This is a genomic window from Brevibacillus sp. AF8 (assembly GCF_021270385.1).
GTDB lineage: Bacteria > Bacillota > Bacilli > Brevibacillales > Brevibacillaceae > Brevibacillus.
The window spans coordinates 70,052-94,841 of sequence record NZ_JAGQDN010000007.1; the positions used below are offsets into that span (position 1 = coordinate 70,052).

The window sequence follows — 24,790 nt, forward strand, 5'->3', positions numbered from 1 at the left end:
TTATTATTACCGATAAATTGCGTTTTTTATTGTAACAATCCGCTGCCGCAAATGAAACATTATGCTTATTAAACCTTTTACCGCAATAAAAGTGATTAACGTCATTTTGTTCACGCTCTGCCATTACGAAAAAAAGCCGTTACGCCTGAACCATCGACGTAAACGGCTTTTCGCCACGATGCTATTTGTTGTTTAGCGTATGACTTACTTCCGTCTTCAAGCTCAGCTTCTCTAATGCTTCCTTGGCAGGCGCATGATTCTCCGCCATAGCCAGCGCCATCCGATAAGCAGCCATAGCCTCTTCCACTTGACCCAATCCTTCGTAGCAAAGCCCTTTGTAATACCAGGCGTGAAAACTTCCCGATCCCTTCAAGGTCAGATGCCGAATGTTGCTCTCACCTAGCTCCAGGCAGTGATCGAACGTCATCAATGCTCGTTTGTAGTCCTTTTTCAAATATTGAATGATCCCTTTGTACAAATGTAAATCAACGTAGTCAGGATAAATCTCGATTGCCTTTTCAATTCCTGGCCACGCTCCCTCAGCACTGCCCATCGAGATCAATGTAGAGTATTTGAGCTTATAAAGGAGCGAAGGAGGCATCATATGGTTTTCGAGAAACCCGATAATAGACAGATTCACGAACTTGAACGTCTTCTCATGCTCCTGGATACGTGAGAATTCACTGGCAAGATGATACTCAATCCATGGAGAGTGGCCTTCTTTTTCCAATTCCTTCATGAGTAGTTGAATATTGCGCTCGAATTTGTTCTTTCTGCCAGTACATTCATTCAGGTAGCCGTAATGGTATATCCGTACAGGCAAGATTGGAATGTGGAAATCCTCGGTCAGATTGGGAAGAACCTCTTCTACGTTGAGCGTTTCGTGGATCGGAAAATGGAAGCGAAAACCGATGCCATTGCGAAACAAACGTGAGTGAGCGATATGAAAAGCATCGTCTTCATTTATTTCATCTCCAATGTAATTGATTAGATGGATATAAAAAAGAGAATCTTCTTGACCGCGAAGCAGCTCCTTTAAGTTCTTGCTGTCTTCCTGATTCATTTCCTCATCGGCATCCATCCACAAGATCCAGTCGCCTGTTGCTTTTTCCAGTCCAAAGTTTCGCGCTTCTGCGAAGTTATCCTGCCACTCATACAAGTGCACGACCGCTCCGAATGACTTGCCTATCTCTACCGTTTTGTCGGTACTCCCCGTGTCTACGATAATCATTTCATCCACAAGATCTTTCACGCTTTCCAAGCACTTGTGAAGGCACTTTTCTTCGTTTTTTACAATCATACATAAGGAAATTTTGGGCGCCTCAGACATGATGCTCATCTCCTTTTACACACATCACTGAGATCGTAGTCTATCCCCCCTTTACTCTATGAGTGGACTGCTTTTTTCAGAACGGTGCCATTTCCTTGGCTTTCGAACCTTTTCCTGGAGCAGCGCATAGGTAGTTGTAGGCAGATATCACAAAGAAAGCAGGGATCGTATCCATGCATGACTCATGTCCTTTGTGCAACAGTACTCAGGTGGCGCTTTTCCACCAGTACTCTACCTTCTCACTCCTAACGTGCAAAGATTGTGATCTCGTTTTTCAACCTCACCTCGACCAAGTCAACGTGACACAGCTGGTTGCAGACATTTATGACGCGAGTTGGGTCTCCATGCGGGATCAATACGCCAAGAATACATTTACGGAACACGCGATCTTCCATACATTGCTGCTCGATATGTGGTTTGCGGAAAAAGGGAAGCTGCTCGAAATTGGTCCAGGAACAGGAGAGTTGTTATTCCTTGCTCGTGAGGCTGGGTGGGAGGTTGTTGGGGTAGAACCGTCACAACAATCATGCGCATACGCCCAAGACAGGTATGGGTTACAACTGGTTCATTCGTTGTGGAACTCCGCCGTGCTCGCCCCCGAACACATTGGTACATTTGATGCCATCGTTTTTTGTCACGTCTTTGAGCATATTTCGCATCCGAAGCAATACCTTGAAGAATTGAAAGGGTTTCTTAAACCAGGAGGAAAAATCATTTTTAGCGTGCCGAACAAAAACTCGTTCACCAATAAATTGTTTGGAGTGTATTCCCCGCTGTATACCGAGAACGACCACCTCTTTCATTACTCCCGTGACAATCTAATCTCACTCCTTCATCAGGGTGGCTGGGAGGTTCTCTCCATCTTTTCTCGAGAAGAAACGAACCGATTGGAAAACCATCTGCGCAAGACCACGCAAACAACTTTGCCGATTCAGGACATCATGAAGCTAGCCGTGAATCTTCAGTCGAACTTCCAGGGCCATGAAATCTTCTGCATTGCAACACGACAAGCGCAGGAGGTGCAGCACATAGATGACCAGAGCCAAACTAACTCTTTCCATGATTGTGAAAAATGAAGGCAATCGCTATTTGAGACGAGCACTGGAAGCACATAAAGACTTTATTGACGCAGCCGTCATCATCGACGATGGCAGTATGGATCATACCGTGGATCTCTGTAGAGAGGTTCTCAAGGGCATTCCTCTTCATCTGGTTCAAAACGCTACCTCTCAGTTTTCCAACGAGGTCGCCTTGCGCAAACAACAATGGCAAGAAACGATTCAGACTGATCCGGGATGGATCTTGAATCTGGACGCCGATGAACTCATGGATAGCTCCTTCCCCTCGAAAGTCTCCGAGATTTTGGAACAGCAGACATACGAGGTGATCTACTTTCGTTTGTACGATATGTGGAGTGACACGCATTATCGCGAAGATGAGTATTGGAAAGCCCATCATTACTATCGTCCTTTTATGGTCAAGTACCGCCCTGACTTCCCATATTTATGGAGGGAAACCCCTCAGCATTGCGGCAGATTCCCTCTCTCGATCCACCAGTTCCCTTACCTGTGCCATCCGTCACGCGTGAAACATTTTGGCTGGGCCCGACTCGAAGACAGACAAAGCAAATACAACCGTTATCAACTCCTCGACCCCGACGCCAGATATGGCTGGAAGGAACAGTATGAATCCATCTTGGATCAACATCCCAATCTGCTGGAATGGGTGGAATGAAGATGATGATTCGCGAGATCGAAAAGGCTTTGCAGCAGTCCAATTGTAATCAATGGCGATACAACTCTCTCTCGTTGAGCAAACAGGCCCTCGTACATGTATGCCGTCATATCAACAAAGAACGTGAGGAGTGTCAGGTGCTTCAGTTGGGTGGAGGTGACTCCGCTCTGTTTTGGAAATCACTTGGCGATCTTGAACTGCTCCGGGTCCAAGCAACCATTGTGGAACATCATCCGATTCGTGCAAAGGAAATCAAGGAGAGTCTAGGGGATGTACCGCATGTCGATTTGGTGACCAGCTCTTTGAAGCAACTATCCGAAGAGGAATGGAACAAGGTCTTCGACAATCCAGCAGAGAGTAAGAGCTTGTGGCCTGCCATCGGACAGAATGTTCCCGAGAATCAATTTGATCATTTTTCTATACAAAATACCTTTTACGCCGATTTGGACCAACTACTGCTTTCGCTATCCGGCCATTCGGTAGATGTCATGGTTGTGGACGGTCCGCATGGCAACGGTCGCTCTCTTGCCTACCCACTATTTGTTGACACACTCAAACCCGATGCACTTATTCTCGTAGATGATTTTGATCACTATCCCTTTCTGGCATATCTCGGAAAAATCTATCACTACGAAGAGCTTTTTCGAGAGATAGCCGGAAATCGTCGCTGGGTCTTGGTAAGGCTCCAGGGAACCAAAAATTAAGTCCATGAGGTGATGAGTATGTCTCAAGCAACCATTCCAAATATTACACTGTTAGCATTATCCCGAGCACCTCTACCTCGTTATCCAATCAATACGATTAAGTTGTCATATTAAGATCGCGGATACATAACATGTACTGCGAGGAAGTTTCCATTTCTTCACTATCAATCACGCGATCCTATGACGATCCTATCGTTTTTGTTGCAAGAAACTTGGCCGAAGGCGTTCTGTGCAAATAAAGGGAAGCAGATCGCCTTCTTCATTGGGCCAGTCTTATTTTGTAGGTATACAAAGCCATACAAACAAAGGATGTGGATAACGATGTCAATGCCCACGGTCCCCAATATAACACCGGAAATCATATTGAAACGAAACGAAGTATTAAATCTGCTTCTCACCTCCATTGCGCTGGAGGAAATCGGACTTTCTCACATTATTAATACAGAGGGGGAAAAGATTCAAAGGATCGTGAAGGAGCAATCGCTCTCGCTCAATGATGCGCTTGCCTTAAACAACAGCGTAGAACGAATGCTGCGCAATGTCATCAAGACCGAGATGCTCCTACAATTCAGGCTGGAGGATATTATCAAGCTGGAGCAGATGCATAATCATGAGCATCATCACGATGACTTGCCTGACGCCCCTAACATCCCCGACCTTTCTTGCTTCAAAGAATAACCCTTACTACTTACACTGCTTTTCATGGGATCCTAATTTTACTGAAGAGGGATGATGATGACCTTACAAGATAAAGTTCCTTCATATGATGTGCCTACGCGCGAAGAAGCTCTGAGTCATTTGCTGCAATCGATTGCCCTAGAGGAAGAAGCCTTGTCCAGATTGCTAAACGCCGAAGCTGACAAAGCCCTTGCTTTCGTTGGCAAAAATCTGGACTTCCCTAACAACCCCTCCAATGATGAAATCATCACCTTTAATCGTACAGTCATTTCGATTCTGGATTCGGTGCTGATGGCTGAGTGGCTTTTGTTAAAAAAGTTGGATGCAGCCATTCACATGTACCCTGTGGCGCTTAAATCAAATTTTGAGATGGAAGCATCCAATTTCGGGGATGAATTGGATGACGACTTCACCATCGACTATTAACGATTGATCATTTCAGGAATTCGAGGTCAATTGCCATGAAGAACAAAGGTATCGATGACCAAACCGTTCTAAAGCTGACCTATTCCATCGTCCAGTTGGTCAAAGGATTGGAATCTCGCTTTCATCATGCCAAAGATTATGAGCTCATGCTGTTTGGCTACCAAATATCGACGATGATCAATCTGCTCGTCAGACTGCATACCCACATACATAATAAGCAGATTGCTCACAGCTTCCTTTTTGAATCGCATCCCACTAGTGAAATGCACACTCCTGTCCTTGCTGCGATAGCTCAGTTATCGGAATTGGTAAAGACATGGAGGTTTCCACATAAGCAAACCACCACCTTGATAGAAAATCATTTCCGGCAATTACAAGCTTTCTACTCGATAGAAATAGAACCAGAAGAGGATTCCCCCTGCGACGAACCGATGCAATTGGAGCTGGAAGGAGATATTCCAGATCACGAACCTGTACAGCTAGATCCAGGTGAGCAACCGAAAACCACTGACGTCCCACCTATGCCTGCCCCAACCCCTCCATTGCTCGCAAACAACGCACGCATCGATACAGCCAACAACCGGAAATCAGTACGTCCAAAACCCCCATTATTAGCACAGGCTGCCTCCGTCCCTACTCCCGATAAAAACAAACGCAAATCCAAGCGTCCCAAGCCTGTAACAAACATGGTAAAAGTGCGTGGCCAGAAAAAAATGCTCGCAAAGCAAGAGTCTGCACCTAAAAAACCTCCCTTTGTACCCAACTCCGTAAAGGTACGTATCGGCAATGTCACCAAGGTCATCCACATATGAACCTGAATTTAATGAAGGAGTAAGGGATATGGATCGTTTGGAATTGATCGAAGTGGCCGGCAACAGTTATGTGGTCTCCGGTAAATACGGGATCGGAGTATATTTGGATAGATCCAGCAAAACTGCTGTTTTCATGGATAGCGGACCGAATGCCACGGTCATCGAGAAAGTATGCACGAGAATCAGCGAACGAGGGTATCAAATCCTTGCCGTTGTTCATACACATGGTCACGCTGTTAACCACGGTGGCAATCCCTATTTGAAAAAAAGGTTCCCCAACCTCCGCATCTATGCGACACATCTGGCATCCTATCTCATTGAAAATCCACATCTCGAGCCTTTGGCTTTCGACGCAGGTGGAGATTCTGATACGAAGCCTGATGAAAACAATGAGAATACTCGTGCACTCGTAACGGATTATCTGCCATCCACCGATGGTATCTTTCACGTCCATACCATTCCATTTAAAATCGTCTCCTTGCCTGGGCATTCGCCGGGAATGGTCGGCATTATTACCCCTGATCATGTCCTGTACTGCGGCGATGCCTTGTTTGGCGCCAAAACATTGAACAAGCAGGAGCTCCTTTTTTTTAACGATCTGAGGGCTGCCAGAAGAAGCTTCAAGAAGCTCTCGATGATGAAATTGAACGCTTATGTGCTGTACCATGGCGGACCCTATAAGACAGTCACGGGGTTAATTAACAAGCATCTCACCCTACTAAAAGACACCTCTGCTTTTCTTGAAGCATGGATTCATGAGCAGCCAAGCACTCTTGAACAAGTAGTCCAAAAAGTCATGCAAAAGTATGGGTTTGAAGATGACTTGCACCGCTACGGTTTGACTACCTCGATTATCCGCTCTTATTTAAAAGAACTACAGCAAGAGAAGCGAATTGTCGCAAAAGTGGACAATGGTTTACTGCTATTCAGCAAACCTGCGGCAACCACTTGAACAAAGGCTATGTATGGGGGTGTACCATGGGTAAAAAACGTATTTTAATCGGTAGTCCCATCCAGCAATTCCCGATCATTTTGGAGGAATTCCTTCTATCCCTCACGGAGCTGACTACCAAAAACGAACTGGTTCATTACATGTTCATTGACGATAACAAAGACCCACTATCCAGTACACTCTTGGCCGATTTCGAGAACGAGAACAAACGAACCGTCATCCTCAAAAACACAGACGATGATACGTATGTCCGAAATGAAATGACCCATTACTGGACGGAACGAAATATTTGGAAAGTAGCGCAAATGAAAGATACGATTATCTCCTATGCGCTCAAAGAGGGTTTCGATTACCTGTTTTTGATCGATTCCGATCTCGTTTTACACCCTCACACCCTGCAACAATTGCTGCAAGCCAATAAAGATATTATCTCCAACATTTACTGGACACGCTGGCAGCCTGATTCGATTGAGCTTCCTCAAGTTTGGCTGATGGATCAATACACGCTGACACGCGAAGGCGCGTCCGAATCAGCGGAGAACCAAAACTTTTTAGAGATGCTGCGTAAGCCGGGGGTGTATGAGGTAGGAGGCCTCGGTGCATGCACGTTAATCCATCGAAAGGTCTTGGAGGCAGGCGTCAATTTTAAACGAATAGCGAACTTGTCTTTCTGGGGAGAAGATCGACATTTTTGCGTTCGGGCTGTAGCTATGGGCTTTTCTTTGCATGTGGATACACACCTTCCTGGGTACCACATCTACCGTCAGTCGGATCTGGCAGGAGTGAGCGCGTATCGCAAAAAAAATGGCATGACAGCGGGGAAAGCAAATCAGATTTCTATCAGCTTATGCATGATCGTTAAAAATGAAGAAGACGCTCTGGAGCGTTGCCTCTCCACCGTTGCGGATCTCGTCGATGAAATCATTATCGTCGACACGGGTTCAACCGACCGCACGAAAGAAATCGCGTCTAACTATGGCTGCACCATTTATGATTTCGAGTGGATTGATGATTTTTCAGCTGCACGCAACTATACATTCAGCAAGGCAACATGCCCTTATATTTTGTGGCTGGATGCAGACGATATCCTTCTGGAAAAAGACCGCCAGCTCTTCCTCGAGTTGAAGTTTACATTGAATTACAGCATCGACAGTGTGACGATGAACTACAACCTTTCTGTAGACAGCAATGGGAATGTGGCATACAGCATTCGCCGCAATCGCCTCGTAAAACGGGACCGCGGTTTTCGCTGGATCGGACCCGTCCATGAGTATTTGGAAGTGAGCGGAAACATCATCAACAGTGACATATCCATCACGCATAACAAGCAAAAGGAATACACGGACCGCAATCTGCAAATCTATCGACGCAGGGATGCCAAGGGGGAAGAATTCTCTCCACGGGACTTGTACTATTATGCGAATGAATTACGCGACAATCAGTATTATGAAGAGGCCATTACTTTTTATACGAAGTTCCTAAACACCCAACAAGGCTGGGTAGAGGACAACATTAACGCTTGCTTGAAGTTGGCGAGTTGCTATTCCCACCTCTACGAGAGACAAAATGTTCTGTCGTCGCTATATCGTACGTTCAACTACGATCGCCCACGGGCGGAAGCGTGCTGCCAGATTGGAGCCATTCATGTCGAAGATAAAAATTGGCTACTGGCCATTTTTTGGTATGATCTTGCAACGAAAGTAGAGCGACCTGCTGAAAAGCTCGCACACATCGATCACGTTGCCTGGACCTGGCTACCTCATCTGCAACTCTGCTTATGCTATTCTCAAATCGGGGAAAACGAGAAATCACGTCACCACAATGATATTGCCTACTCCTACAACCCCACTCACCCTAGCATTCTCTACAACAAAAGGTATTTTGAGTCTCTGACCTGATTCCCCTCGTGATCATGAAAAAGTTACCCACCCTGTGGGTGAATGTATACATGCCAGAAGCAATGGTGGTCTATTTTTTGATGAGCACGGTGCTTACCAGTAAACACAAAGGTCAATCTGGAAATCAGATTGGCTTTTTTCTGTTTCCATACAGCCAGGCACGCGCACAGATAAAGCCTCATAGCATAGTAATAAGTTTTTGAATGTAACAGGAAGGATGAATGCCATGTCTCAAGCCAATATTCCTAATATTACTCCCACCATTACTGTAACGAGAGACGATGCTATCAATCTCCTCCTTACTTCCATCGCCATCGAAGAGCTCAGCCTCGGGCATATACTGAATGCAGAAGCAGAAAAATTGGAATATGCCATTGGTACACTACCAGGCTTGACTGTTCCTGCTTCGGTAAGCGATCTCCTTCTGGTGAATGCAAGCGTTCGCCAAACCTTGCAAGACGTTGCAAAAAAAGAAATGCTCTTGCAATCGAAACTGGAAAACATCCTGTCTGTTCCATCCAGCAGCACAGGTGGCATAACGGGAGCTACGGGCGCGACAGGAGCCACGGGCGTTGGTATTACTGGAGCTACGGGCACGACAGGAGCCACGGGCATTAGTGTGACGGGTGTCACCGGGGCGACAGGTACGACGGGGAATACTGGACCTACGGGTGCCACTGGAGAAACGGGCGCGACTGGGGCCACGGGCGCGACTGGGGCCACGGGCGCGACTGGACCTGCTTTCACCACTGAAAACTTCTCAGCCTTCTTATCAACTGTGACCCTTAACGAATCTTCTCAATTAGTTGACTGGTCAACAGCCAGCCCCTATTATGGCAGTCCAAGTTTCAATCCGCTAACTGGGACTTATACAGTACCAGCGACTGGAACTTACGCCATAAAAGCAACCATTAATTATGAAACGACCGCGACCATTACCGATAATTTAGGCCCAGAAATCACCCCTGCATTTGAAGTACAGAGAATCACCCCTACTGCAACAAGTCTCATTATCGGTGATTTCCCAATTCTCAACGTAAACATTGCTCTCGTACTCACATTGAGAGCTATTCTGGGTGCTGGGACCATCACACTCGTAGGTGACGTTCAACTCAATTCAGGTGATACACTCGGTTTGTTCTATGTTGCCAATGGATTGACCATCGACCTCAACTTAGGTGGAGACGGCCAGGGCATCGTCTGGTCCATTCATCGTCTCACCTAACAAGACCTTGCCTTTATGCAAAAAGCTGACTGCAATCTACCATGCAGTCAGCTTTTTCCTATCCGTTACATTCTCGGCTTACACCTTTTTCACAAATTCCGATTTCAATTTCATTGGACCAAAACCATCGATTTTGCAGTCGATATCATGGTCTCCCTCAACCAAACGAATATTTTTAACTTTTGTCCCGATCTTCACGACCAATGAAGTCCCTTTAACCTTGAGGTCTTTAATGACGGTTACGGTGTCGCCATCGTTCAAGACGTTCCCATTCGCATCCTTGATGACCTTGTTATCTTCACCGTTGTCGCTTTCTGCTTGCAAAGTCCACTCATGGCTGCATTCCGGGCATACCAAGGAGCTTCCATCCTCGTACGTGTATTCTGACTGGCATTTTGGGCAATTTGGCAATTGACTCATCTTTGATATAACCTCCATTCGATACTGTCCATTCTACCATAACTAGCCTGAAAATCTGGCCATCTAACCAGTAAGCCCTTCGTCCCGTGTTTTTTTAACGGCCTCTTCGCGATTTTTTACACCCAGTTTTGCATAAATCACTGTGGTGCAATTGCGTACCGTTCCTTCAGAAAGAAAGATTTTCTCCGCGATTGTTTTCATGCGAAGCCCCTCTACTAACGAGGCCAGTATGCCCCTTTCCCGTTCGGTCAACCCATAGGGACACTCGCGTCCTTGCTTTTGGCGAAGTCCAATCAGCTCTTCTTGCTGCAAGCGCATTTCTTTGAAAAGGACATCCGCAATCTTATGGTTAATCAACGCTTCACCCTGATGAACAACTCGTATCGCCTCTACGAGCTCGACCGGACTAACCGATTTTAACAAGTAGCCATTAGCGCCTCTCCCTAGCGTTTCTGCTGCAAGGGCTGTTTCTTCGAAGGTCGTCAACATAATGACACGCATATCCGGCCACCGTTCACGTATCGCTTGTAGTGTCTTCGCCCCGTCCATAACAGGCATTTGAACGTCCAAAAGTACGACGTCGGGCTTTTCCTTTGGAATAATGTCCAGTGCCATCAAGCCGTTCTCTGCGATCCCGACCACCTGCAAATCTTGCTGATTCTGTAAAACGAGCTGCAAGCTTTCCCTCACAATGGGCTGATCATCGACGATCAGGATACGTATGCCTACACTTTGTACAGCCTGCTTAGCTGGCAGACTACAAATGACCGTCACACCTCCTTCGTCCATACAATGGATCGATAATCGTCCCTGAAGAGCTTCCAGCCTTTCCTTCATCGATTGCAAACCAAATCCGAATTCGATCGCCCCATTTCCTTCTCCATTATCTTCGACCTGCAATCGGATCTGGGCTTCTTCAAAGTAAAGTCCCACTTGAATTTGTGATGCTTTTCCGTGTCGCACAGCATTGGTCAGCGTCTCTTGCAAGCAGCGGTACAAAGTCAGCTTCATGGACCGGCTCAATGCATACTCAGCGCCGTACATACGCAGCTTGACGGACACCCCTGTAGCCACTTGAAATTGCTCGATCAGTTCAACGAAGGCGGACTCCATGGTTGTAGTAGATTCATAGCCATTCTGAGCCCACTTGTGGAAAATCCCTCTGGACTCGTCCAAACCTTGTCGGGCCATCTGCAAAAGCATGTCCAGCCGACTAGCCTCCGTATCTGGTATTTTAGACCGAAGCATCTCCATCCCCATAATGAGTGATGTCATCGTGTGTCCGATCGTATCATGCAGCTCTCTGGACATTTTGTTCCGTTCTTCCAGCAGCGTGATTTCCTCCACTTGGGAGGTGTATTGCTCCAAGATTTGGTTCTGGTGTTGAATAATCAGGCCTTGCTTGTGCATACGGCTAAGCAATTGAAAGGCAAAGCCAAGCGCATATGCCGCGAAATGGTACACAATTAGATCGCTTACGGCTATAGGTTCGAAATCAAACCCAATTGCCTCGCCCACAAGAAACGGAATCGCCAAAATCGCTAATGGTCCCGTCCAGCGATAAGATCGTTCCACACTGTGATATCCGATGAGAAAAGCGATGGGGATGAACTGCCATCTTACTCCTTCAAAAAAGAAGTTCAAGGCAATACACAAGCTTCCACTCAATATCATCTCAGCGAACAAATATAGGTTACGAGAGTATCGACGCAAACAACTGGGGACGACAAGCACGAAGAACAAAACGATCAATGTCATCACTATCGGATAGGGCAATTGATCGTGATGGCGGACAAAGCCGAGAATAATCGTCAATCCCCACATAAAGTGGATGATGAAGATCATCCAGTCGACCCATAACCATCGTTTAACAAATGCAAGCAATTGGCACACCTCATCTACACCCAAACTTTCTCTCCATTATATTCTCAGATGACGCCCAGCTACTATCACGATAAACAATGACATTCCGTTACTTCTCACCGTGACACTCATCGCCCTATACTCATCCCTGTCGCTGGCTTACAACAATTGACGGACGCAAAACGCGAAAGGTGATGAACATGACATTATTAGCTCTACGAAATTGGTTTGCCGTTCTGCTCGTATCCTGCCTCATGCTGATACAGCCCCTATCTGTGGTCAACGCTCGCTCGCCGCTTACTGCTCCTTCCATCGAGCAAGTTGTTGATCCTCTCATGAAAAATGAAATGAACGACTTGCATATCCCGGGCGCAGCCATTGTCATTACCCAGGGAGATCGCATCATTTTTAAAAAAGGCTATGGTTTTGCCGACGTGGAACAGCAAATCCCGGTTGATCCTGAGCGTACGGTGTTTCGAATCGGTTCCGTGACCAAGTCGTTTACTGCTACTGCAGCGATGCAGCTCGTGGAAAAAGGCAAGCTTTCCTTGCGCAAAGATTTGAATACCGTCCTAAAAGACTACAAAATTACCAATAATCGTTACGGCCCGATCACACTCCACCACCTGCTCACACATACAGCTGGCATAGATGAAAAGATTTATAAAAGAGATAACCGCCAGAGTGTGATACCGGAATTCTCGACCGAAACCGTAAATGAAACGCTTCAGATGCAAGAGACGATTTTCACGCCAGGCAGCAAATTTCAATACAGCAATGCGGGCACCGGATTGTTAGGAAGTGTAGTCGAACAAGCTTCCGGTCAATCTTTGCATGACTATATGCGGGAGAATATCTTCCGCCCGCTAGGTATGGATTCCGCCGAATTGTATCTCCCAGAGGACAGGAGCAACTTGGCTAAAAGCTATTATTACGACGGAAACGGCTATCAAACGATTCCTTACTCAGGGATTATTTTCCCAGGGAGTGGTGCCGCTAACATGACACCAGTCGACTTCGCCCCCTATATGATCGCCCATCTTTCTGGCGGCAGCTATAATGGCACATCTCTGCTCAAACCAGAAACTATCCAGCTTATGCATGCCCAGCAATTCGCCGCCCATAAGCGCATGTACGGAATCGGCTACGGCTTTTTTAAAGGAGAGACGAAAAACGGCATTCCTACCCTATGGGCAAACGGTGGGATTGATGGCTTTATCTCAAAAATGGTGCTGCTTCCCTCAGAATCAATCGGCATCTTCGTTACGGTGAACGCCACGCATCCGGGCTTGGAGCTGCACAGCAATATCGTGAACGCGTTTACCGACAAGCTACTGACAGAGCAAGTCCGCAAGCCCCTAACTCCTATTGATGGAACCATAGACGAAATGAAAAAGCTGGAAGGTCAATATCTGCTTACCCTGACGCCCGAGAATGGCTGGGGCAAAGGGCTTCGTCTGCTCAGTAGCTACCCGTACACAGTGAAGGCATTGGATGGGCAGACGATATCCGTGACTGGTTTATTCCAGAATGAAGGACAGCAATCCCTTGAGAAAAAGTTTGCGCAGGTAGACGAGCATTTCTTTCAAGAGATCGACGGTGAGGAGCAGCTATATTTTCATGAGGAACAAGGGAAATTTTATATGACAGGACCGATGAACTTTTCGCTCCCTCGTATCTCCTTCATCGAAAGTCCGCCTGTTCTCTTGGCTCTGTATGTGATTCCCGGAATCGTGTTCATCCTTCTTTCGCTCGTCTGGATCGCTCGTTTCGGGCTACGCAAATGGCGCAAACAATCGCACGCTATTTCGAAAATCGTTCCGATTATGGCTCTGCTTCATAGCTTGTTTTTTATCATCCAATTCACCTATGCAAACGCAGAGCTTGTCTATGGCTACCCGGCCTTCTACCAAGTCGTTGTCGCATCCCTGCCGATTGTTTCGTTGGCCGCCGCTGCTTATTTGCTCCTGCGAATCGGAACAGCCAAGGAACGGGATCGCTGGAAGGTAGCGAATAGCGCAGCAGCGTTACTCTCCATCCTGTATACTGGTTATTTATTTTACTGGAACTTTCTTTCGATTCATTACTCATAGGACTCCGAGGCCGCAACTGATTTTTACAGTTGGGGCCTTTTTTGAAGCATAATGTTTGATCCAAGGAACTACCATTAAACTAAGCCGCATAAGGAGGAACGAACCATGAGTACTTCTAGCTTAACAATCGGGATTATTCTGGGCAGCTCTCGCCCAGGCCGAGTCAGTCCCCAAGTAAGTGCGTGGCTCAAAGGAGTTGCCGATCAACGAGGAGATGCAGCGTATGAAATCGTTGATATTGCGGACTTTCACTTACCGTTCTTTGGCGATCCGAGTGGTGAGCAACAAGTAGCCGCATGGGCGGCAAAGCTATCCAGCCTGGATGGATTTGTATTCGTTACCGCCGAATACAACCACAGCATCACAGGGGTATTAAAAAACGCACTCGACCTCGCCCGCAAGGAATGGTACAACAAGGCGGCTGGTATCGTCAGCTACGGTTCATCAGGCGGAACTCGTGCAGCTGAGCACTTACGGGGAATCCTGGGGGAATTGCAGGTTGCCGACGTCCGTACACAACCTGCCTTCAATCTTTTTACGGATTTTGAAAATTACACTGTTTTTAAACCATCCGAATTGCACACCCCACATGTAAACGACATGTTAAATCAAGTGATTAGTTGGTCAACGGCATTAAAATCGGTTCGGGACTAATAAAAAAATGACTAGCTGCGATTTCTGCTAGTCATTTCTTTTTCGTTCCTCACTCATATCGCAACGCGTCAATCGGATTGAGCCTCGCCGCCTTATGAGCCGGATAGAGCCCAAAGAAAATACCGATGGCACTGGAAAACCCAAAAGCGATTACGATACTTTCCCACGATAATAACGGCGGCACATCGACATATTGCGAGGCAAACATGGCTGTCCCGATGCCGAGCAGCACGCCAATCGTTCCACCAATCAGGCAGACGATCATCGACTCGATCAAAAACTGCAGCATAATATCTCCGTAACGCGCCCCTAACGCTTTGCGAATGCCGATTTCCCGCGTCCGCTCCGTGACGGATACGAGCATGATGTTCATGACGCCAATCCCACCGACAAACAGCGCAATCCCGGCTGCGACACTAAAAATCGTGGTGAGCGTACCGGAAAAGGAATCCATCTCCCCCAGTGCGTTCTCGATACTATCGATTTGGTAATAGTTTTCGCGATCGTGCCTGCGGTTTAAGTATTTCTCTGTCTGCCTCTTGGCTGCTTCCATTGTTTCCTTCGACTTGGCTTTTACGGTTATCGTTTGAACGTATTTGAGCCCGTCCATATTGTGCAGAAAGGTAATCGGCACATAGGCACCCTCGGATCGACCAGCGTCAATCATCAGCTTGGCTTCCCTTACCACGCCAATAACGATGACTGATGCTGTTTGGTAAGTCAAACGCTTGCCAATCGGGTCTTCACGTCCGAAAAGCCCTGCCGCTAGCTTTTCGGTTAAAACGATAACCGGCTTCCCCTCTCTTACTTCCTTCGCAGTAAAATATCTGCCTGCAACAATTTTCAAGTTGGGTTGAACCTTTAACAGATCCTCATTTGTTCCTTGTATATATGCGTCCTTCCCCTTTTTTGGGCCTCGAATCGTTCCAAAAAGATCTAAGAACGGCACGGCCGCTTCAATGTAGGGCGATTGTTGGGGAAGTGCATAAGCATCCTCCACTGTCAAATCAGTAATCTTGCTTCCTTGGCCCCACCAAATAGTAACGTTGAAATTAGTAGCACCCAGCTTCTCCAACTGATCGGTATAGGCCTGCTGACTGCCGTTTCCTAGTGTAAATACAGCAATAACAGACATGATTCCGATGATGATCCCAGACATCGTCAAGGTAGCTCGGAGCTTATTTGTCCCAATCCCTTCCAGAGCCGTACGAAAGCTTTCGAGTAAATTCACGTGAGGATCACCTCCTCGGACGGAGTAGCAAACAAACGATTCTCCACTCGCTCATCTCGGATGATATGACCATCTCGAAACGTAATGACGCGCTCGGCATGCTGAGCGATATCCGCCTCGTGCGTGACGAGCAGAATCGTTACCCCTTGCGCATGCAACTCCTGAAAAATCGCCATGATCTCAATGCTGGAGTGACTGTCCAGATTCCCTGTCGGCTCGTCAGCAAGTAAAATCGCAGGCTGGTTGACCAAAGCTCTGGCAATGGCTACCCGCTGTCTTTGACCACCGGACAGCTGCGTTGGTTTATGATCCATCCGCTGGGCAAGTCCGACACGCTGCAACGCCGCTTTCGCTCTTTTTTTGCGCTCTGTCATGCCGACGCCCGCATACATCATCGGCAACTCTACGTTTCGCAGCGAAGTAGCACGTGGCAACAGATGAAACGATTGAAAGACAAAACCGATTTTTTGATTGCGTACCTGCGCCAGCCCACTATCCTTCAACTTCGTAACATCAATCCCATCCAAGACATACGTGCCCGTGGTTGGCCGATCCAGACAACCCAGCATGTTCATAAACGTCGATTTTCCGGAACCAGAAGGTCCCACGATCGCCACGAATTCACCTTGAGCCACGTGGATATTGATATTTTGCAAAGCGAACAGCTCCAGCTCATCCGTCTTGTACCGTTTGGTTAACCCCTCAATGTTCAGCATATGTATCCTCCTTTACTCCGCAAACTCTTCGGGAGATGCTTGGAAGATCACTTCATTTTCTTGCAAGGTTTCCGGTGGATTCGCTACCAATTCTTCACTGCCATCCAATCCGCTTTCAATTTGGATAAACAATTCACTTTCAATTCCAGTCGTCACTTTTTTCTTCTTGGCCTTGCCATTTTCCGCTACCCAGACAAAAGAAGATCCATCTTGATCCGTCACGACTGCCTCAATGGGGACTTGCATGGCGTTTGCTGCTTTTTGCAGGACGATGTTCACATCGACGTGAAAACCTGGCTTCAAATACTCCCTCGTCTCATTTAGATGGACAGCGACCGGCACTCCCGTACTCTCTCCACCCGGCTCTTTGCTGGTTACAGCCATAGGGGATATGCGCGACACCTTACCTTGCAACTGTTCTCCGCCTAAGGAAATGCCTGAGACCACCGCATCCTGTCCGATTTTGATTTTACGCAAGTCAGTTTCTCCGACTGCTGCTTCGACCATAACATCATTGGTATCTCCAACCGTGAGAATTTCCTCGCCTTTACTTAGGTACTTCCCTTGTTTCACCTTCATGGAGAGCACCGTCCCGTCAATCGGAGACACGATACTGCTTTGCACACGTTGCTTTTCATATTTTGCTTTTTCCAAATTCAGCTTTTGAATTTGTGCCTCGTAGGAGCGAATCTCTGCCTTGTCTGGCCCTTTTTGCTTCAAAAGTAAGTCTTGCTTCGCGACCTTTACTCTTGATTCCGCGGTCTGTAGCTTTTGCTTCGCCTCCTCTACAGCCTGTTGGGTAGACACGCCTGCGGTAAACAGCGATTGCGTTCGCTGGTAATCTTTTAATGCCGTTTGGTATTCCCGTTCATGCTGGGAAAGCTGCTCCTGCATTTTCGTGACTTCCTCGGGTTCCACACCTTTGGAGAGCCTTGCGATATTCGCTTCCTGAATGGTGATTTGCGCCTCGATATCCATGATTTCATTGCTGACATCGGACATGTCGATATTGCCGATCACCTGTCCTTTCGTTACTTTGTCTCCCTCCTTGATGGAGAAATTCCGCAGTTCGCCTGCATAGTTGGCGAACAATGTATGTTCATTTCGTACTTTGACCATTCCCGACGTCAAAATCGTACTTTCCAAGTCGGCCGTTACCACCGTTGATAACGTGACAGGAACGCCACTCTTCTTTTCGCCCGAAGAAGCCGCATAGCCGCCAAGCCCAGCGGCAAGTACGCCTACCCCCAGCCAGATCCACAAACGTTTTTTCATATTCCTTACCTCCCCAAAAACTTTAAACCCCGACCATTCTTAGCCAATCAAAAAACCCCACTTTTTCTATTAGGTTCCACCCTGGCTCGTCACCCGATCAGGATAAGGAAAACTTTTAAAAGAAAAAGTGGGGTAATCCTTAAATTTTTTTAAAGTGAGGGAGTCTGTTCGTAAGGTAAGCGTATTTCAAAAACGGTGCGGATCAAATTGCTCTGCGCAGAAATCGTCCCTTCGTGGCGCTCGACGATATTTTTGGCGATAAATAGCCCGAGACCTGTACTTCCGTTTTGATGGCTTCGGGCCTTGTCACCTGTATAAAACACCTCGAAAAGATGCGGCAGATCTTCCGGGGGAATCTCGTGACCATAATTGATAATCTGCACAACGACCTCGTCACCCGCAAGAAAACCGTTGATATCAACAAATTGACCATCGTGCCCGTAACGGATGGCATTCGTCATGATGTTCTCGAAAACGCGTGCCAAGAGCTCGCCATCCCCGCAAACCGTCAATCGTGAGGCCACATTCATTCTCGTTTCCAACTGATTTTTCTCCAAGGAAGGATATAGCTCTTCGTTTAACTGCATGAGCAGTTCACTCAGGTCTATCAGGTTCTGTTGGATGGTGAGCATGCCGTAGTTCATTCTCGTAATTTCGAAGAGCTCATCAATCAGCTTTTCCAAACGCTGCGACTTGGTAAAAGCAATATTCGTGTAATGTCGGGCTTGTTCCACCGTTAACTGCTCGTTCCGCAAAATGATGTCCAAATACCCTAAAACAGAAGTCAGTGGCGTCCGCAGGTCATGCGCCAGGTTTAAAACCAACTGATCCTTGCTGCTTTCAGCAAAATCTCCTCTTTGTACGGCTTCCTGCAATTTTTCACCCGCCAGATTGATGTCCTTGGCAATATCTCCAAACTCATCGTTTGACGGTATTTGAACATGATGGGTAAAGTCGCCGTTTGCAAGATGATGAATTCCTCTGGAAATCTCCTGAAAGTAGACGGCATACCGTTTGGTTAGCAAGAAGAAAAACAGTATGGCGAGTGGAACAAAAATAATTAGAAAGAAGTAAATGTCCCCTATTTCTCGCATAAAATGACGAATCGGCGCTAAAATACTTTCCATTTTCACCTGTGATCGATAGTAAAATTGTAGCGCTTTAAAGATCACATAGGTAACCGAACCAGATAGAAGCAGACTTAGGCCCAATAGCTTGACCATTTGGAACCGAAAGCTTCGTATCATGTTATCCATGGAATGAATACCCGACGCCCCAGACCGTTTTGATCCACTTGTTTTTGGTTTTTTCTTCTCCCAGCTTCTTTCGCAAGGTGCGAATGTGCACCATGACTGTATTGCAGCCTTCATAGTACGCTTCGCCCCACACCTGCTGGAAAATATTGTCCGCGCTAAACACCTTCTTTGGATAGCTGGCCAGCAGGTAGAGAATATCAAACTCTTTTGGCGTTAACTCAATCGTTTCTCCGTACAGGCTCACGGTTCGCTGCTCTGGATAAATGATAAGTCCACCTGCCTCTACCACCTTGTTACTCGCTACTGCTACTGCCGGTTGGTTCAGCTGCTTAAAGCGTCGCAGCTGGGCATTCACACGAGCGACCAATTCCATTGGGTTGAATGGCTTGGTCATATAATCATCTGCGCCCATCACCAATCCCGAAATTTTATCCAGATCAGACGTCTTGGCACTCAAAAAGATAATCGGCATATTGTGTTGTTCGCGAATGAGACGGGTGACCTCATAGCCATCCAGCCCAGGCATCATAATATCGAGAATCGCCAAATCAATCGAATGCGTCTGCACAGCTTGGAGGGCTTCCTTTCCATCCGCTGCAATAATTGTGTGGTAACCTTCTTTTTTCACATGCAAGGCAACGAGCTCCGCAATCTCCGCTTCATCGTCGGCGATCAATATGGTGACATGCTTCATCGTTTTTCCCATCCCTTGTATACATTTCCTACCATTATAGCAGGTATAAAAAGTCTTTTCTGTTATCTAACCATGATATCATTCATACAATTATGGATAATAATTACTTTCGGTTTGTTTTGACTTTGCAGACTTTTCTATATTAATATATTCATGTCCATATCATATCTAATATAAATATACTTGGGGGTAATTTATGAGAAAACTAATGCTTGCTGTGGTTTCTGGTTTGTTGGCACTTACGGTAAGTGCGTGTGGCACTGGCACAGATCAGGCTGCCTCAACATCTGGGCAATCCGGTGCAAAAAAGTACGTGTTTGGTACAGATGCAACATACCCTCCCTTTGAATTTGAAAAAGACGGAAAATACGTGGGAATTGACATCGATCTGATCAATGCGATCGCTAAAGAAGAAGGCTTTGAGGTAGAAATTAAGCCGATGGACTTCAAAGGAATCATTCCAGCTGTTCAAGCGAAGCAATTGGACGGTGCCATTGCGGGGATCAGCATCAATGATAAGCGCAAAGAAATTTTGGATTTCTCTGAACCTTACTATCAAGCAGGTCTTTCCCTGGTCGTACGTGAGGACAACACAACGATCAATGGAGAGGCAGATTTGGCTGGCAAAACGATTGCGATCAAAAAAGGCACGACTGGCGCGACCTTTGCTGATGAGCTCGGTAAAAAGTACGGAGCGACTGTCAAATACTTCGACGATAGCCCTTCCATGTTCCAAGAGGTTCAAAACGGCAACGCAGATGTAACCATCGAGGACTATCCGGTCATCTCTTATAAAATTACGGTAGACCCTGCTTCCAAGCTGAAAATTGTAGGTGATCGTCTCAATGGTGACCACTACGGCATCGCGGTTTTAAAAGGGAACAAAGAGCTGCAGGACAAACTCAACTCCGGTCTGAAGAAGCTGAAAGAGAACGGGAAATACGACGAAATCATCAACACATACTTGAGCACGAAAAAGTAAAAGGCGCAAGACGCGCCTTTTTTTCAACTTAGAAAGAATGGAGTTGTCCAAATGAGCAGTAGTTGGGATGTCATTGTCGATGCTCTTCCTGTCTTGGCCCAAGGCTCTGTGGTCACGTTAAAAATAACGGTCATTTCCCTGTTTTTCGCTCTCTTAATCGGATTGCTTTTTGGGTTAATGAGCACCAGCCGCTCCAAAATACTCCGCGGTATTGCAACCGCTTACGTTGACTTTCTCCGCGGCACACCGCTGTTGGTTCAAATCTTCTTTATTTATTTTGGTTTGCCGCCTGTCCTTGATATCAAAATTCCAGAGACGACCGCAGGTATTCTTGCGCTCAGCCTCAATGCCGGAGCGTACCTGGCTGAAATTTTTCGCGGAGGGATTCTCTCCATCGATAAAGGACAGATGGAAGCTGCTCGTTCCCTGGGACTCTCGCACGGAAAAGCCATGCGCCTGGTTATCTTGCCACAGGCTGTTCGCCGTATGATTCCTGCTTTCGTCAACCAATTCATCGTGACGCTAAAAGACACCTCGCTCTTAACGGTCATCGGTATCCGAGAGCTGATGAACAGTGGTGAGATTATCATTTCTAGCAACTTTCGCTCATTCGAAATTTGGGCTGTAGTAGCGGTCTTCTATTTCCTGATGATTTACATCCTCAGTCTGCTGTCCCGTTCCCTTGAGAGGAGGTACGCGAAATGATTCATGTAGAGAATTTGAAAAAGAGCTTTGGCCCGTTGGAGGTCTTAAAAGACATCTCAACTACTATTCAAGAGCGTGAAGTTGTCTGTGTCATTGGTCCCTCCGGCTCGGGAAAAAGTACGTTTCTGCGCTGTCTGAACCAGTTGGAAGAAGTAACGTCTGGCAAAATCACCATTGAGGGCATGGAGGTTACTTCACCCAAAGTGGACATTAACAAGCTGCGAGAGCGTGTCGGCATGGTGTTTCAGCGGTTCAATCTCTTCCCGCATCTCACTGTTTTGGAAAACATCATGCTAGCGCCCAAGCATGTCAAAAATTCAGAGCGCCAGCAAAATGAACAAAAGGCGCTGCAACTCCTCAAAAAAGTAGATTTGGCGGACAAGCGAGACGTGTACCCCGATCGGTTGTCTGGTGGTCAACAGCAACGCGTAGCCATTACTCGTGCGCTCGCCATGGACCCCCACATCATGCTGTTCGACGAGCCTACCTCTGCACTCGACCCGGAAATGGTCGGAGAGGTTCTTCAGGTGATGAAGGATTTGGCCAAAGAAGGAATGACGATGGTCGTGGTTACGCATGAGATGGGCTTTGCCCGTGAAGTAGCTGATCGCGTGATTTTCATGGATGGCGGATATATCGTCGAAGAAGGCACACCAGCCGAGCTTTTTGACAATCCCCAGCATGAGAGAACCAAGGCATTTCTCAGTAAAGTGCTGTAGACAAGCAACGGGCATGATGCGATTTTTCATCCATCATGCCCGCTTGTTTTTTCCTATGAAACTACTTTACACATACTCATGCGCCAACATCAAAAACACACTGGACGTCCACGTAAAGGCCCGGTCCCTCAATCCATCACCTGTCAGCGCATCGAAGTTTTCCGCCATGCCACTGCGTGCTGCCATTCGGCAAAAACGTCTGGCAATCTCCTGAGAAAATTCTGCTTCACCTGCTCGCCGCAATCCATCGACCAAAAGCATCGTCACTGGCGCCCAGATCGGGCCTAGCCAGTAGCCATCAGCGCGGTAGAAGGAGCTGGTTGGACTCTCCGTAGCCAGTCCATTCTCGGTCAAAAACCGCTCCTGCAAATCGGCAATCAGCTTGGCCCGGATGTCCTGCGGCAGCTTTTCGCCAAGCACGAGAGGCATATAGCGAATCAAGCTGTCCCCTCGGGTAGGCTGGTCGCTGCCGGAGTGGGTCGCGAAGAAGTTTTCGCCATTCCAGTGCTTCTCCAGCAGTCGTTGCAGTGTCATTTCGGCCTTTTCCTGCCACTTCGCCGCCTCTTCCGAACGCCCCATCCTCTTCGCCAAATCCGCCAGCAAATCCGTTTGCAGAATCAAATACGCAGGCAAATCCGGGCTTTCAATCGGCGCCCCATCGAGGAAAATCGTGCTGTTGTCCCAACCGCAGTCATAACCGTGATTGTACTGCGGAATCCCGTCCTGATCATCATCGCGGTAACGGAACCACCAATCGGTCCATCGACAAAGCGGCTCGTACACCTCTTCCAGCATCTCGTTTGTAATTGCGTCGTTCCGATTCAGCATCCAGCGCAGCGTCCAGCCGTGAATCGGAGGCTTGCAGCAATTCCACAACGCATACCGATCATTGATAAAATCGGGGAAAACACCACTCTCATCCTGCCTGTCGATAAATATCATGAGCTGATCCCACGCCAGCGGCAAGTTTGCTCGCGTCAGTGCCATCGCATTGAAGCAATGATCCCAGCTCCAGATATTCGTCATCCAGTTTTTGGACATGTACATCGCGGACCGTGGCAGATAGCCTTCAGGTCTCACCACACAAGACCAGGTGATGTAGGCCGCGAGTTCTCTTGCTTCGTTCAAGCCTTCGCCATGCTCCTCAGATACAGAGAGTGTCCGTTCCAGCCACTCGTCGTACTCTTTTTTTACCTGCTCCCATCCATCGGCAAAGGCAGGATAGCTGCGCTCCTTCCATACCGTATGGAACTCCTCCCATACGCCTTCCAATACACCCGTTTCCTCGTCGGGAAGAAAGGTTACGACGACTTGCTGTTCCCGCGATGCCTTCGTAGGGCTTACCACGAGCTCTCCAGCAAGCGGAGTCAATCGCAAGCGAATTTCTGTGGAAAAGTGATTGATTTCCCAGCATCCGGCTCCAGCTTGAATCGCATAATCTGCCGCTGTCGATTCGAGCACCAGGCGCAAACCAACGCCTTGACCACGTACCTGCACCAGCTGCGGCTCGCTCATGCACAGCTTCACTTCGCCTTTATCCCCGTAAAGACGCAGCAAGGTTGGCGTAGCCTCCGTCTCAAATGGAATCGCCACATCATCGGCTACCATTTCGATTCGAAAAATCGCGCCATCGTGGTTGTCTCCTCCACGAATATTGCGCAAATATAGTCCTTCTTTTCGCTTGGTGTTACCCAGACGCGAGAGTACGAGAAACGACCCGTATCGGCTAAAAGGAACGATTCCCAAATCAAACTGCATATGTCTCACCTCGAGGTTGCTTCGTCGATCGTGTACGATCGCGCTTTTCCAGCAGACGACTCATTTTGGCGTTCATCCACCAGACGGGCAGGCTCGCTCCCAACAAGATCGGCAAAACGGGAATCGCTAGCAAAAGAATCAAGAGAAGGAGCAAGCCTCCCATCGTGACGAGCGAATGCAACGGAAAGGCCGCGACTAGCCAAAACGATTGCTTGAGCGTCCGCTTCACGTCTGCATCCTCCCGAACAAGCAGGGAAAAAGCATGGCAAGAAGTAGCCGCATGCAAGAATCCAATCCCCGCAAAAACGGCCGCAATCGAGAGCCCCCACAGGGTGCCCATGCGAAGAAAAAACACCACATCGCCCCACAGGATTACCCCCGATAGCACCGTCCCTGCACCAAGCCATTGGCTCCTCCAGAAGTAGCGGCGAAAAGCATGCCAGAAAGCGGAAAAAAGCCCACGGTCATTCCACTTGCCGCTAAGTACGTCGTGTAGAGCAGCTGTCGCTGGGAAGATTCCAAAGACGATGCCTCCCAAGAGCGTGCATACCACCCACATGAGATGCGCTGCCGCCATCCGCAACAATCGCTCACCAAATTGATGAAATGACCATGCCCAGTCTTCCCACTTCGCCCGATTCCCCACTGTAGCTCCCTCCTTACCT

24 protein-coding genes are annotated in these 24,790 nt (G+C 47.6%); 14 read left to right on the plus strand and 10 right to left on the minus strand.

The genetic code is table 11. From position 1 onward, the window contains the following. Nucleotides 1–181: 181 nt before the first annotated feature. Nucleotides 182–1,330, minus strand: a complete 1,149-nt coding sequence (locus KB186_RS11940; protein WP_232773674.1) for a glycosyltransferase family 2 protein — start codon at nucleotides 1,328–1,330, stop codon at nucleotides 182–184. Nucleotides 1,331–1,503: 173 nt separating this feature from the next. Here KB186_RS11940 and KB186_RS11945 point away from each other — a divergent pair, with 173 nt between their 5' ends. The 9 genes from KB186_RS11945 to KB186_RS11985 all read left to right on the plus strand — a co-directional run bounded on the left by KB186_RS11945 (nucleotide 1,504) and on the right by KB186_RS11985 (nucleotide 9,759). After that, nucleotides 1,504–2,406 (plus strand): class I SAM-dependent methyltransferase, encoded by a 903-nt coding sequence (locus KB186_RS11945; protein ID WP_173611740.1) that lies wholly within the window; start codon nucleotides 1,504–1,506, stop codon nucleotides 2,404–2,406. Continuing rightward, the gene (locus tag KB186_RS11950) at nucleotides 2,363–3,064 is read left to right on the plus strand and encodes a glycosyltransferase (protein ID WP_173611739.1); all 702 of its coding nucleotides are present in this window, start codon (nucleotides 2,363–2,365) and stop codon (nucleotides 3,062–3,064) included. Before KB186_RS11945 ends, KB186_RS11950 begins: the two co-directional genes overlap by 44 nt. Nucleotides 3,065–3,066: 2 nt before the next feature. After that, a complete protein-coding gene (locus KB186_RS11955; RefSeq protein WP_232773675.1) occupies nucleotides 3,067–3,768 on the plus strand; it encodes a hypothetical protein in 702 nt (233 codons plus the stop codon). A gap of 321 nt (nucleotides 3,769–4,089) precedes the next feature. Further along, the gene (locus KB186_RS11960; protein ID WP_173611737.1) at nucleotides 4,090–4,446 is read left to right on the plus strand and encodes an alpha-helical endospore appendage domain-containing protein; all 357 of its coding nucleotides are present in this window, start codon (nucleotides 4,090–4,092) and stop codon (nucleotides 4,444–4,446) included. Between the two features lie 57 nt (nucleotides 4,447–4,503). Next, the gene (locus KB186_RS11965; protein ID WP_232773676.1) at nucleotides 4,504–4,872 is read left to right on the plus strand and encodes an alpha-helical endospore appendage domain-containing protein; all 369 of its coding nucleotides are present in this window, start codon (nucleotides 4,504–4,506) and stop codon (nucleotides 4,870–4,872) included. Nucleotides 4,873–4,907: 35 nt separating this feature from the next. Then, nucleotides 4,908–5,684, plus strand: a complete 777-nt coding sequence (locus tag KB186_RS11970) for a hypothetical protein (RefSeq protein WP_232773677.1) — start codon at nucleotides 4,908–4,910, stop codon at nucleotides 5,682–5,684. A 28-nt stretch (nucleotides 5,685–5,712) separates the two neighbouring features. Next, nucleotides 5,713–6,636, plus strand: a complete 924-nt coding sequence (locus tag KB186_RS11975) for an MBL fold metallo-hydrolase (RefSeq protein ID WP_232773678.1) — start codon at nucleotides 5,713–5,715, stop codon at nucleotides 6,634–6,636. A 26-nt stretch (nucleotides 6,637–6,662) separates the two neighbouring features. Then, nucleotides 6,663–8,534: a glycosyltransferase gene (locus KB186_RS11980; RefSeq protein ID WP_232773679.1), complete on the plus strand. Its 1,872-nt coding sequence runs from the start codon at nucleotides 6,663–6,665 to the stop codon at nucleotides 8,532–8,534. Between the two features lie 226 nt (nucleotides 8,535–8,760). Further along, complete coding sequence (locus KB186_RS11985) at nucleotides 8,761–9,759, plus strand: alpha-helical endospore appendage domain-containing protein (RefSeq protein WP_232773680.1); 999 nt, start codon at nucleotides 8,761–8,763, stop codon at nucleotides 9,757–9,759. Nucleotides 9,760–9,837: 78 nt separating this feature from the next. Here the strand turns inward: KB186_RS11985 and KB186_RS11990 are convergent, their stop codons facing one another. Then, nucleotides 9,838–10,179 carry a zinc ribbon domain-containing protein YjdM gene (locus KB186_RS11990; protein ID WP_221868698.1) on the minus strand — a complete coding sequence of 114 codons (342 nt, stop codon included), beginning with the start codon at nucleotides 10,177–10,179 and terminating at the stop codon, nucleotides 9,838–9,840. 63 nt (nucleotides 10,180–10,242) lie between these two features. After that, a complete protein-coding gene (locus KB186_RS11995) occupies nucleotides 10,243–12,087 on the minus strand; it encodes a hybrid sensor histidine kinase/response regulator transcription factor (protein ID WP_232773681.1) in 1,845 nt (614 codons plus the stop codon). Nucleotides 12,088–12,242: 155 nt separating this feature from the next. Between KB186_RS11995 and KB186_RS12000 the strand changes: the two genes are divergently transcribed. Beyond that, complete coding sequence (locus KB186_RS12000; RefSeq protein ID WP_232773682.1) at nucleotides 12,243–14,135, plus strand: serine hydrolase domain-containing protein; 1,893 nt, start codon at nucleotides 12,243–12,245, stop codon at nucleotides 14,133–14,135. A 105-nt stretch (nucleotides 14,136–14,240) separates the two neighbouring features. After that, nucleotides 14,241–14,789, plus strand: a complete 549-nt coding sequence (locus KB186_RS12005; RefSeq protein ID WP_232773683.1) for an NADPH-dependent FMN reductase — start codon at nucleotides 14,241–14,243, stop codon at nucleotides 14,787–14,789. Between the two features lie 49 nt (nucleotides 14,790–14,838). Here KB186_RS12005 and KB186_RS12010 read toward each other — a convergent pair whose 3' ends face one another. From KB186_RS12010 to KB186_RS12030, 5 genes are all read right to left on the minus strand, one after another. Continuing rightward, on the minus strand, nucleotides 14,839–16,020 hold the full coding sequence (locus tag KB186_RS12010) for an ABC transporter permease (RefSeq protein WP_232773684.1): 1,182 nt from the start codon (nucleotides 16,018–16,020) through the stop codon (nucleotides 14,839–14,841). Continuing rightward, entirely contained in the window at nucleotides 16,017–16,736 is a 720-nt protein-coding gene (locus KB186_RS12015; protein WP_173611726.1) for an ABC transporter ATP-binding protein, read from the minus strand. The genes KB186_RS12010 and KB186_RS12015 overlap by 4 nt, the downstream gene beginning before the upstream one ends. A gap of 12 nt (nucleotides 16,737–16,748) precedes the next feature. Further along, on the minus strand, nucleotides 16,749–18,011 hold the full coding sequence (locus tag KB186_RS12020; RefSeq protein WP_173611725.1) for an efflux RND transporter periplasmic adaptor subunit: 1,263 nt from the start codon (nucleotides 18,009–18,011) through the stop codon (nucleotides 16,749–16,751). Nucleotides 18,012–18,160: 149 nt separating this feature from the next. Then, a complete protein-coding gene (locus KB186_RS12025; RefSeq protein WP_173611724.1) occupies nucleotides 18,161–19,267 on the minus strand; it encodes a sensor histidine kinase in 1,107 nt (368 codons plus the stop codon). Next, nucleotides 19,260–19,961: a response regulator transcription factor gene (locus KB186_RS12030; RefSeq protein ID WP_173611723.1), complete on the minus strand. Its 702-nt coding sequence runs from the start codon at nucleotides 19,959–19,961 to the stop codon at nucleotides 19,260–19,262. Before KB186_RS12030 ends, KB186_RS12025 begins: the two co-directional genes overlap by 8 nt. 196 nt (nucleotides 19,962–20,157) lie before the next feature. On the opposite strand from KB186_RS12030, the gene KB186_RS12035 reads away from it, so the two are divergent. Genes KB186_RS12035 through KB186_RS12045 form a run of 3 tightly spaced genes read left to right on the plus strand, consistent with a single transcriptional unit; the run spans nucleotide 20,158 to nucleotide 22,367 of the window. Then, on the plus strand, nucleotides 20,158–20,943 hold the full coding sequence (locus tag KB186_RS12035; protein ID WP_173611722.1) for a transporter substrate-binding domain-containing protein: 786 nt from the start codon (nucleotides 20,158–20,160) through the stop codon (nucleotides 20,941–20,943). A 51-nt stretch (nucleotides 20,944–20,994) separates the two neighbouring features. Then, complete coding sequence (locus KB186_RS12040) at nucleotides 20,995–21,648, plus strand: amino acid ABC transporter permease (RefSeq protein WP_173611721.1); 654 nt, start codon at nucleotides 20,995–20,997, stop codon at nucleotides 21,646–21,648. Then, nucleotides 21,645–22,367: an amino acid ABC transporter ATP-binding protein gene (locus tag KB186_RS12045; RefSeq protein WP_232773685.1), complete on the plus strand. Its 723-nt coding sequence runs from the start codon at nucleotides 21,645–21,647 to the stop codon at nucleotides 22,365–22,367. The genes KB186_RS12040 and KB186_RS12045 overlap by 4 nt, the downstream gene beginning before the upstream one ends. A 66-nt stretch (nucleotides 22,368–22,433) precedes the next feature. Here the strand turns inward: KB186_RS12045 and KB186_RS12050 are convergent, their stop codons facing one another. Beyond that, complete coding sequence (locus KB186_RS12050) at nucleotides 22,434–24,125, minus strand: amylo-alpha-1,6-glucosidase (protein ID WP_232773686.1); 1,692 nt, start codon at nucleotides 24,123–24,125, stop codon at nucleotides 22,434–22,436. Then, on the minus strand, nucleotides 24,115–24,771 hold the full coding sequence (locus KB186_RS12055; RefSeq protein ID WP_232773687.1) for a YesL family protein: 657 nt from the start codon (nucleotides 24,769–24,771) through the stop codon (nucleotides 24,115–24,117). The genes KB186_RS12050 and KB186_RS12055 overlap by 11 nt, the downstream gene beginning before the upstream one ends. Between the last annotated feature and the right edge of the window lie 19 nt (nucleotides 24,772–24,790).

What these genes read in the sequence shown, in the direction of transcription:
- KB186_RS11955 (WP_232773675.1), top strand. Translation starts at nt 3,067, where the DNA reads ATGATGATTCGCGAGATCGAAAAGGCTTTGCAGCAGTCCAATTGTAAT.
- KB186_RS11965 (WP_232773676.1), top strand. Translation starts at nt 4,504, where the DNA reads ATGACCTTACAAGATAAAGTTCCTTCATATGATGTGCCTACGCGCGAA.
- KB186_RS11950 (WP_173611739.1), top strand. Translation starts at nt 2,363, where the DNA reads ATGACCAGAGCCAAACTAACTCTTTCCATGATTGTGAAAAATGAAGGC.
- KB186_RS11990 (WP_221868698.1), bottom strand. Translation starts at nt 10,179, where the DNA reads ATGAGTCAATTGCCAAATTGCCCAAAATGCCAGTCAGAATACACGTAC.
- KB186_RS11970 (WP_232773677.1), top strand. Translation starts at nt 4,908, where the DNA reads ATGAAGAACAAAGGTATCGATGACCAAACCGTTCTAAAGCTGACCTAT.
- KB186_RS11980 (WP_232773679.1), top strand. Translation starts at nt 6,663, where the DNA reads ATGGGTAAAAAACGTATTTTAATCGGTAGTCCCATCCAGCAATTCCCG.
- KB186_RS12000 (WP_232773682.1), top strand. Translation starts at nt 12,243, where the DNA reads ATGACATTATTAGCTCTACGAAATTGGTTTGCCGTTCTGCTCGTATCC.
- KB186_RS12050 (WP_232773686.1), bottom strand. Translation starts at nt 24,125, where the DNA reads ATGCAGTTTGATTTGGGAATCGTTCCTTTTAGCCGATACGGGTCGTTT.
- KB186_RS12040 (WP_173611721.1), top strand. Translation starts at nt 20,995, where the DNA reads ATGAGCAGTAGTTGGGATGTCATTGTCGATGCTCTTCCTGTCTTGGCC.
- KB186_RS12015 (WP_173611726.1), bottom strand. Translation starts at nt 16,736, where the DNA reads ATGCTGAACATTGAGGGGTTAACCAAACGGTACAAGACGGATGAGCTG.
- KB186_RS12005 (WP_232773683.1), top strand. Translation starts at nt 14,241, where the DNA reads ATGAGTACTTCTAGCTTAACAATCGGGATTATTCTGGGCAGCTCTCGC.
- KB186_RS11945 (WP_173611740.1), top strand. Translation starts at nt 1,504, where the DNA reads ATGCATGACTCATGTCCTTTGTGCAACAGTACTCAGGTGGCGCTTTTC.
- KB186_RS11975 (WP_232773678.1), top strand. Translation starts at nt 5,713, where the DNA reads ATGGATCGTTTGGAATTGATCGAAGTGGCCGGCAACAGTTATGTGGTC.
- KB186_RS12025 (WP_173611724.1), bottom strand. Translation starts at nt 19,267, where the DNA reads ATGGATAACATGATACGAAGCTTTCGGTTCCAAATGGTCAAGCTATTG.
- KB186_RS12020 (WP_173611725.1), bottom strand. Translation starts at nt 18,011, where the DNA reads ATGAAAAAACGTTTGTGGATCTGGCTGGGGGTAGGCGTACTTGCCGCT.
- KB186_RS12035 (WP_173611722.1), top strand. Translation starts at nt 20,158, where the DNA reads ATGAGAAAACTAATGCTTGCTGTGGTTTCTGGTTTGTTGGCACTTACG.
- KB186_RS11985 (WP_232773680.1), top strand. Translation starts at nt 8,761, where the DNA reads ATGTCTCAAGCCAATATTCCTAATATTACTCCCACCATTACTGTAACG.
- KB186_RS11960 (WP_173611737.1), top strand. Translation starts at nt 4,090, where the DNA reads ATGTCAATGCCCACGGTCCCCAATATAACACCGGAAATCATATTGAAA.
- KB186_RS12045 (WP_232773685.1), top strand. Translation starts at nt 21,645, where the DNA reads ATGATTCATGTAGAGAATTTGAAAAAGAGCTTTGGCCCGTTGGAGGTC.
- KB186_RS11940 (WP_232773674.1), bottom strand. Translation starts at nt 1,330, where the DNA reads ATGTCTGAGGCGCCCAAAATTTCCTTATGTATGATTGTAAAAAACGAA.
- KB186_RS12030 (WP_173611723.1), bottom strand. Translation starts at nt 19,961, where the DNA reads ATGAAGCATGTCACCATATTGATCGCCGACGATGAAGCGGAGATTGCG.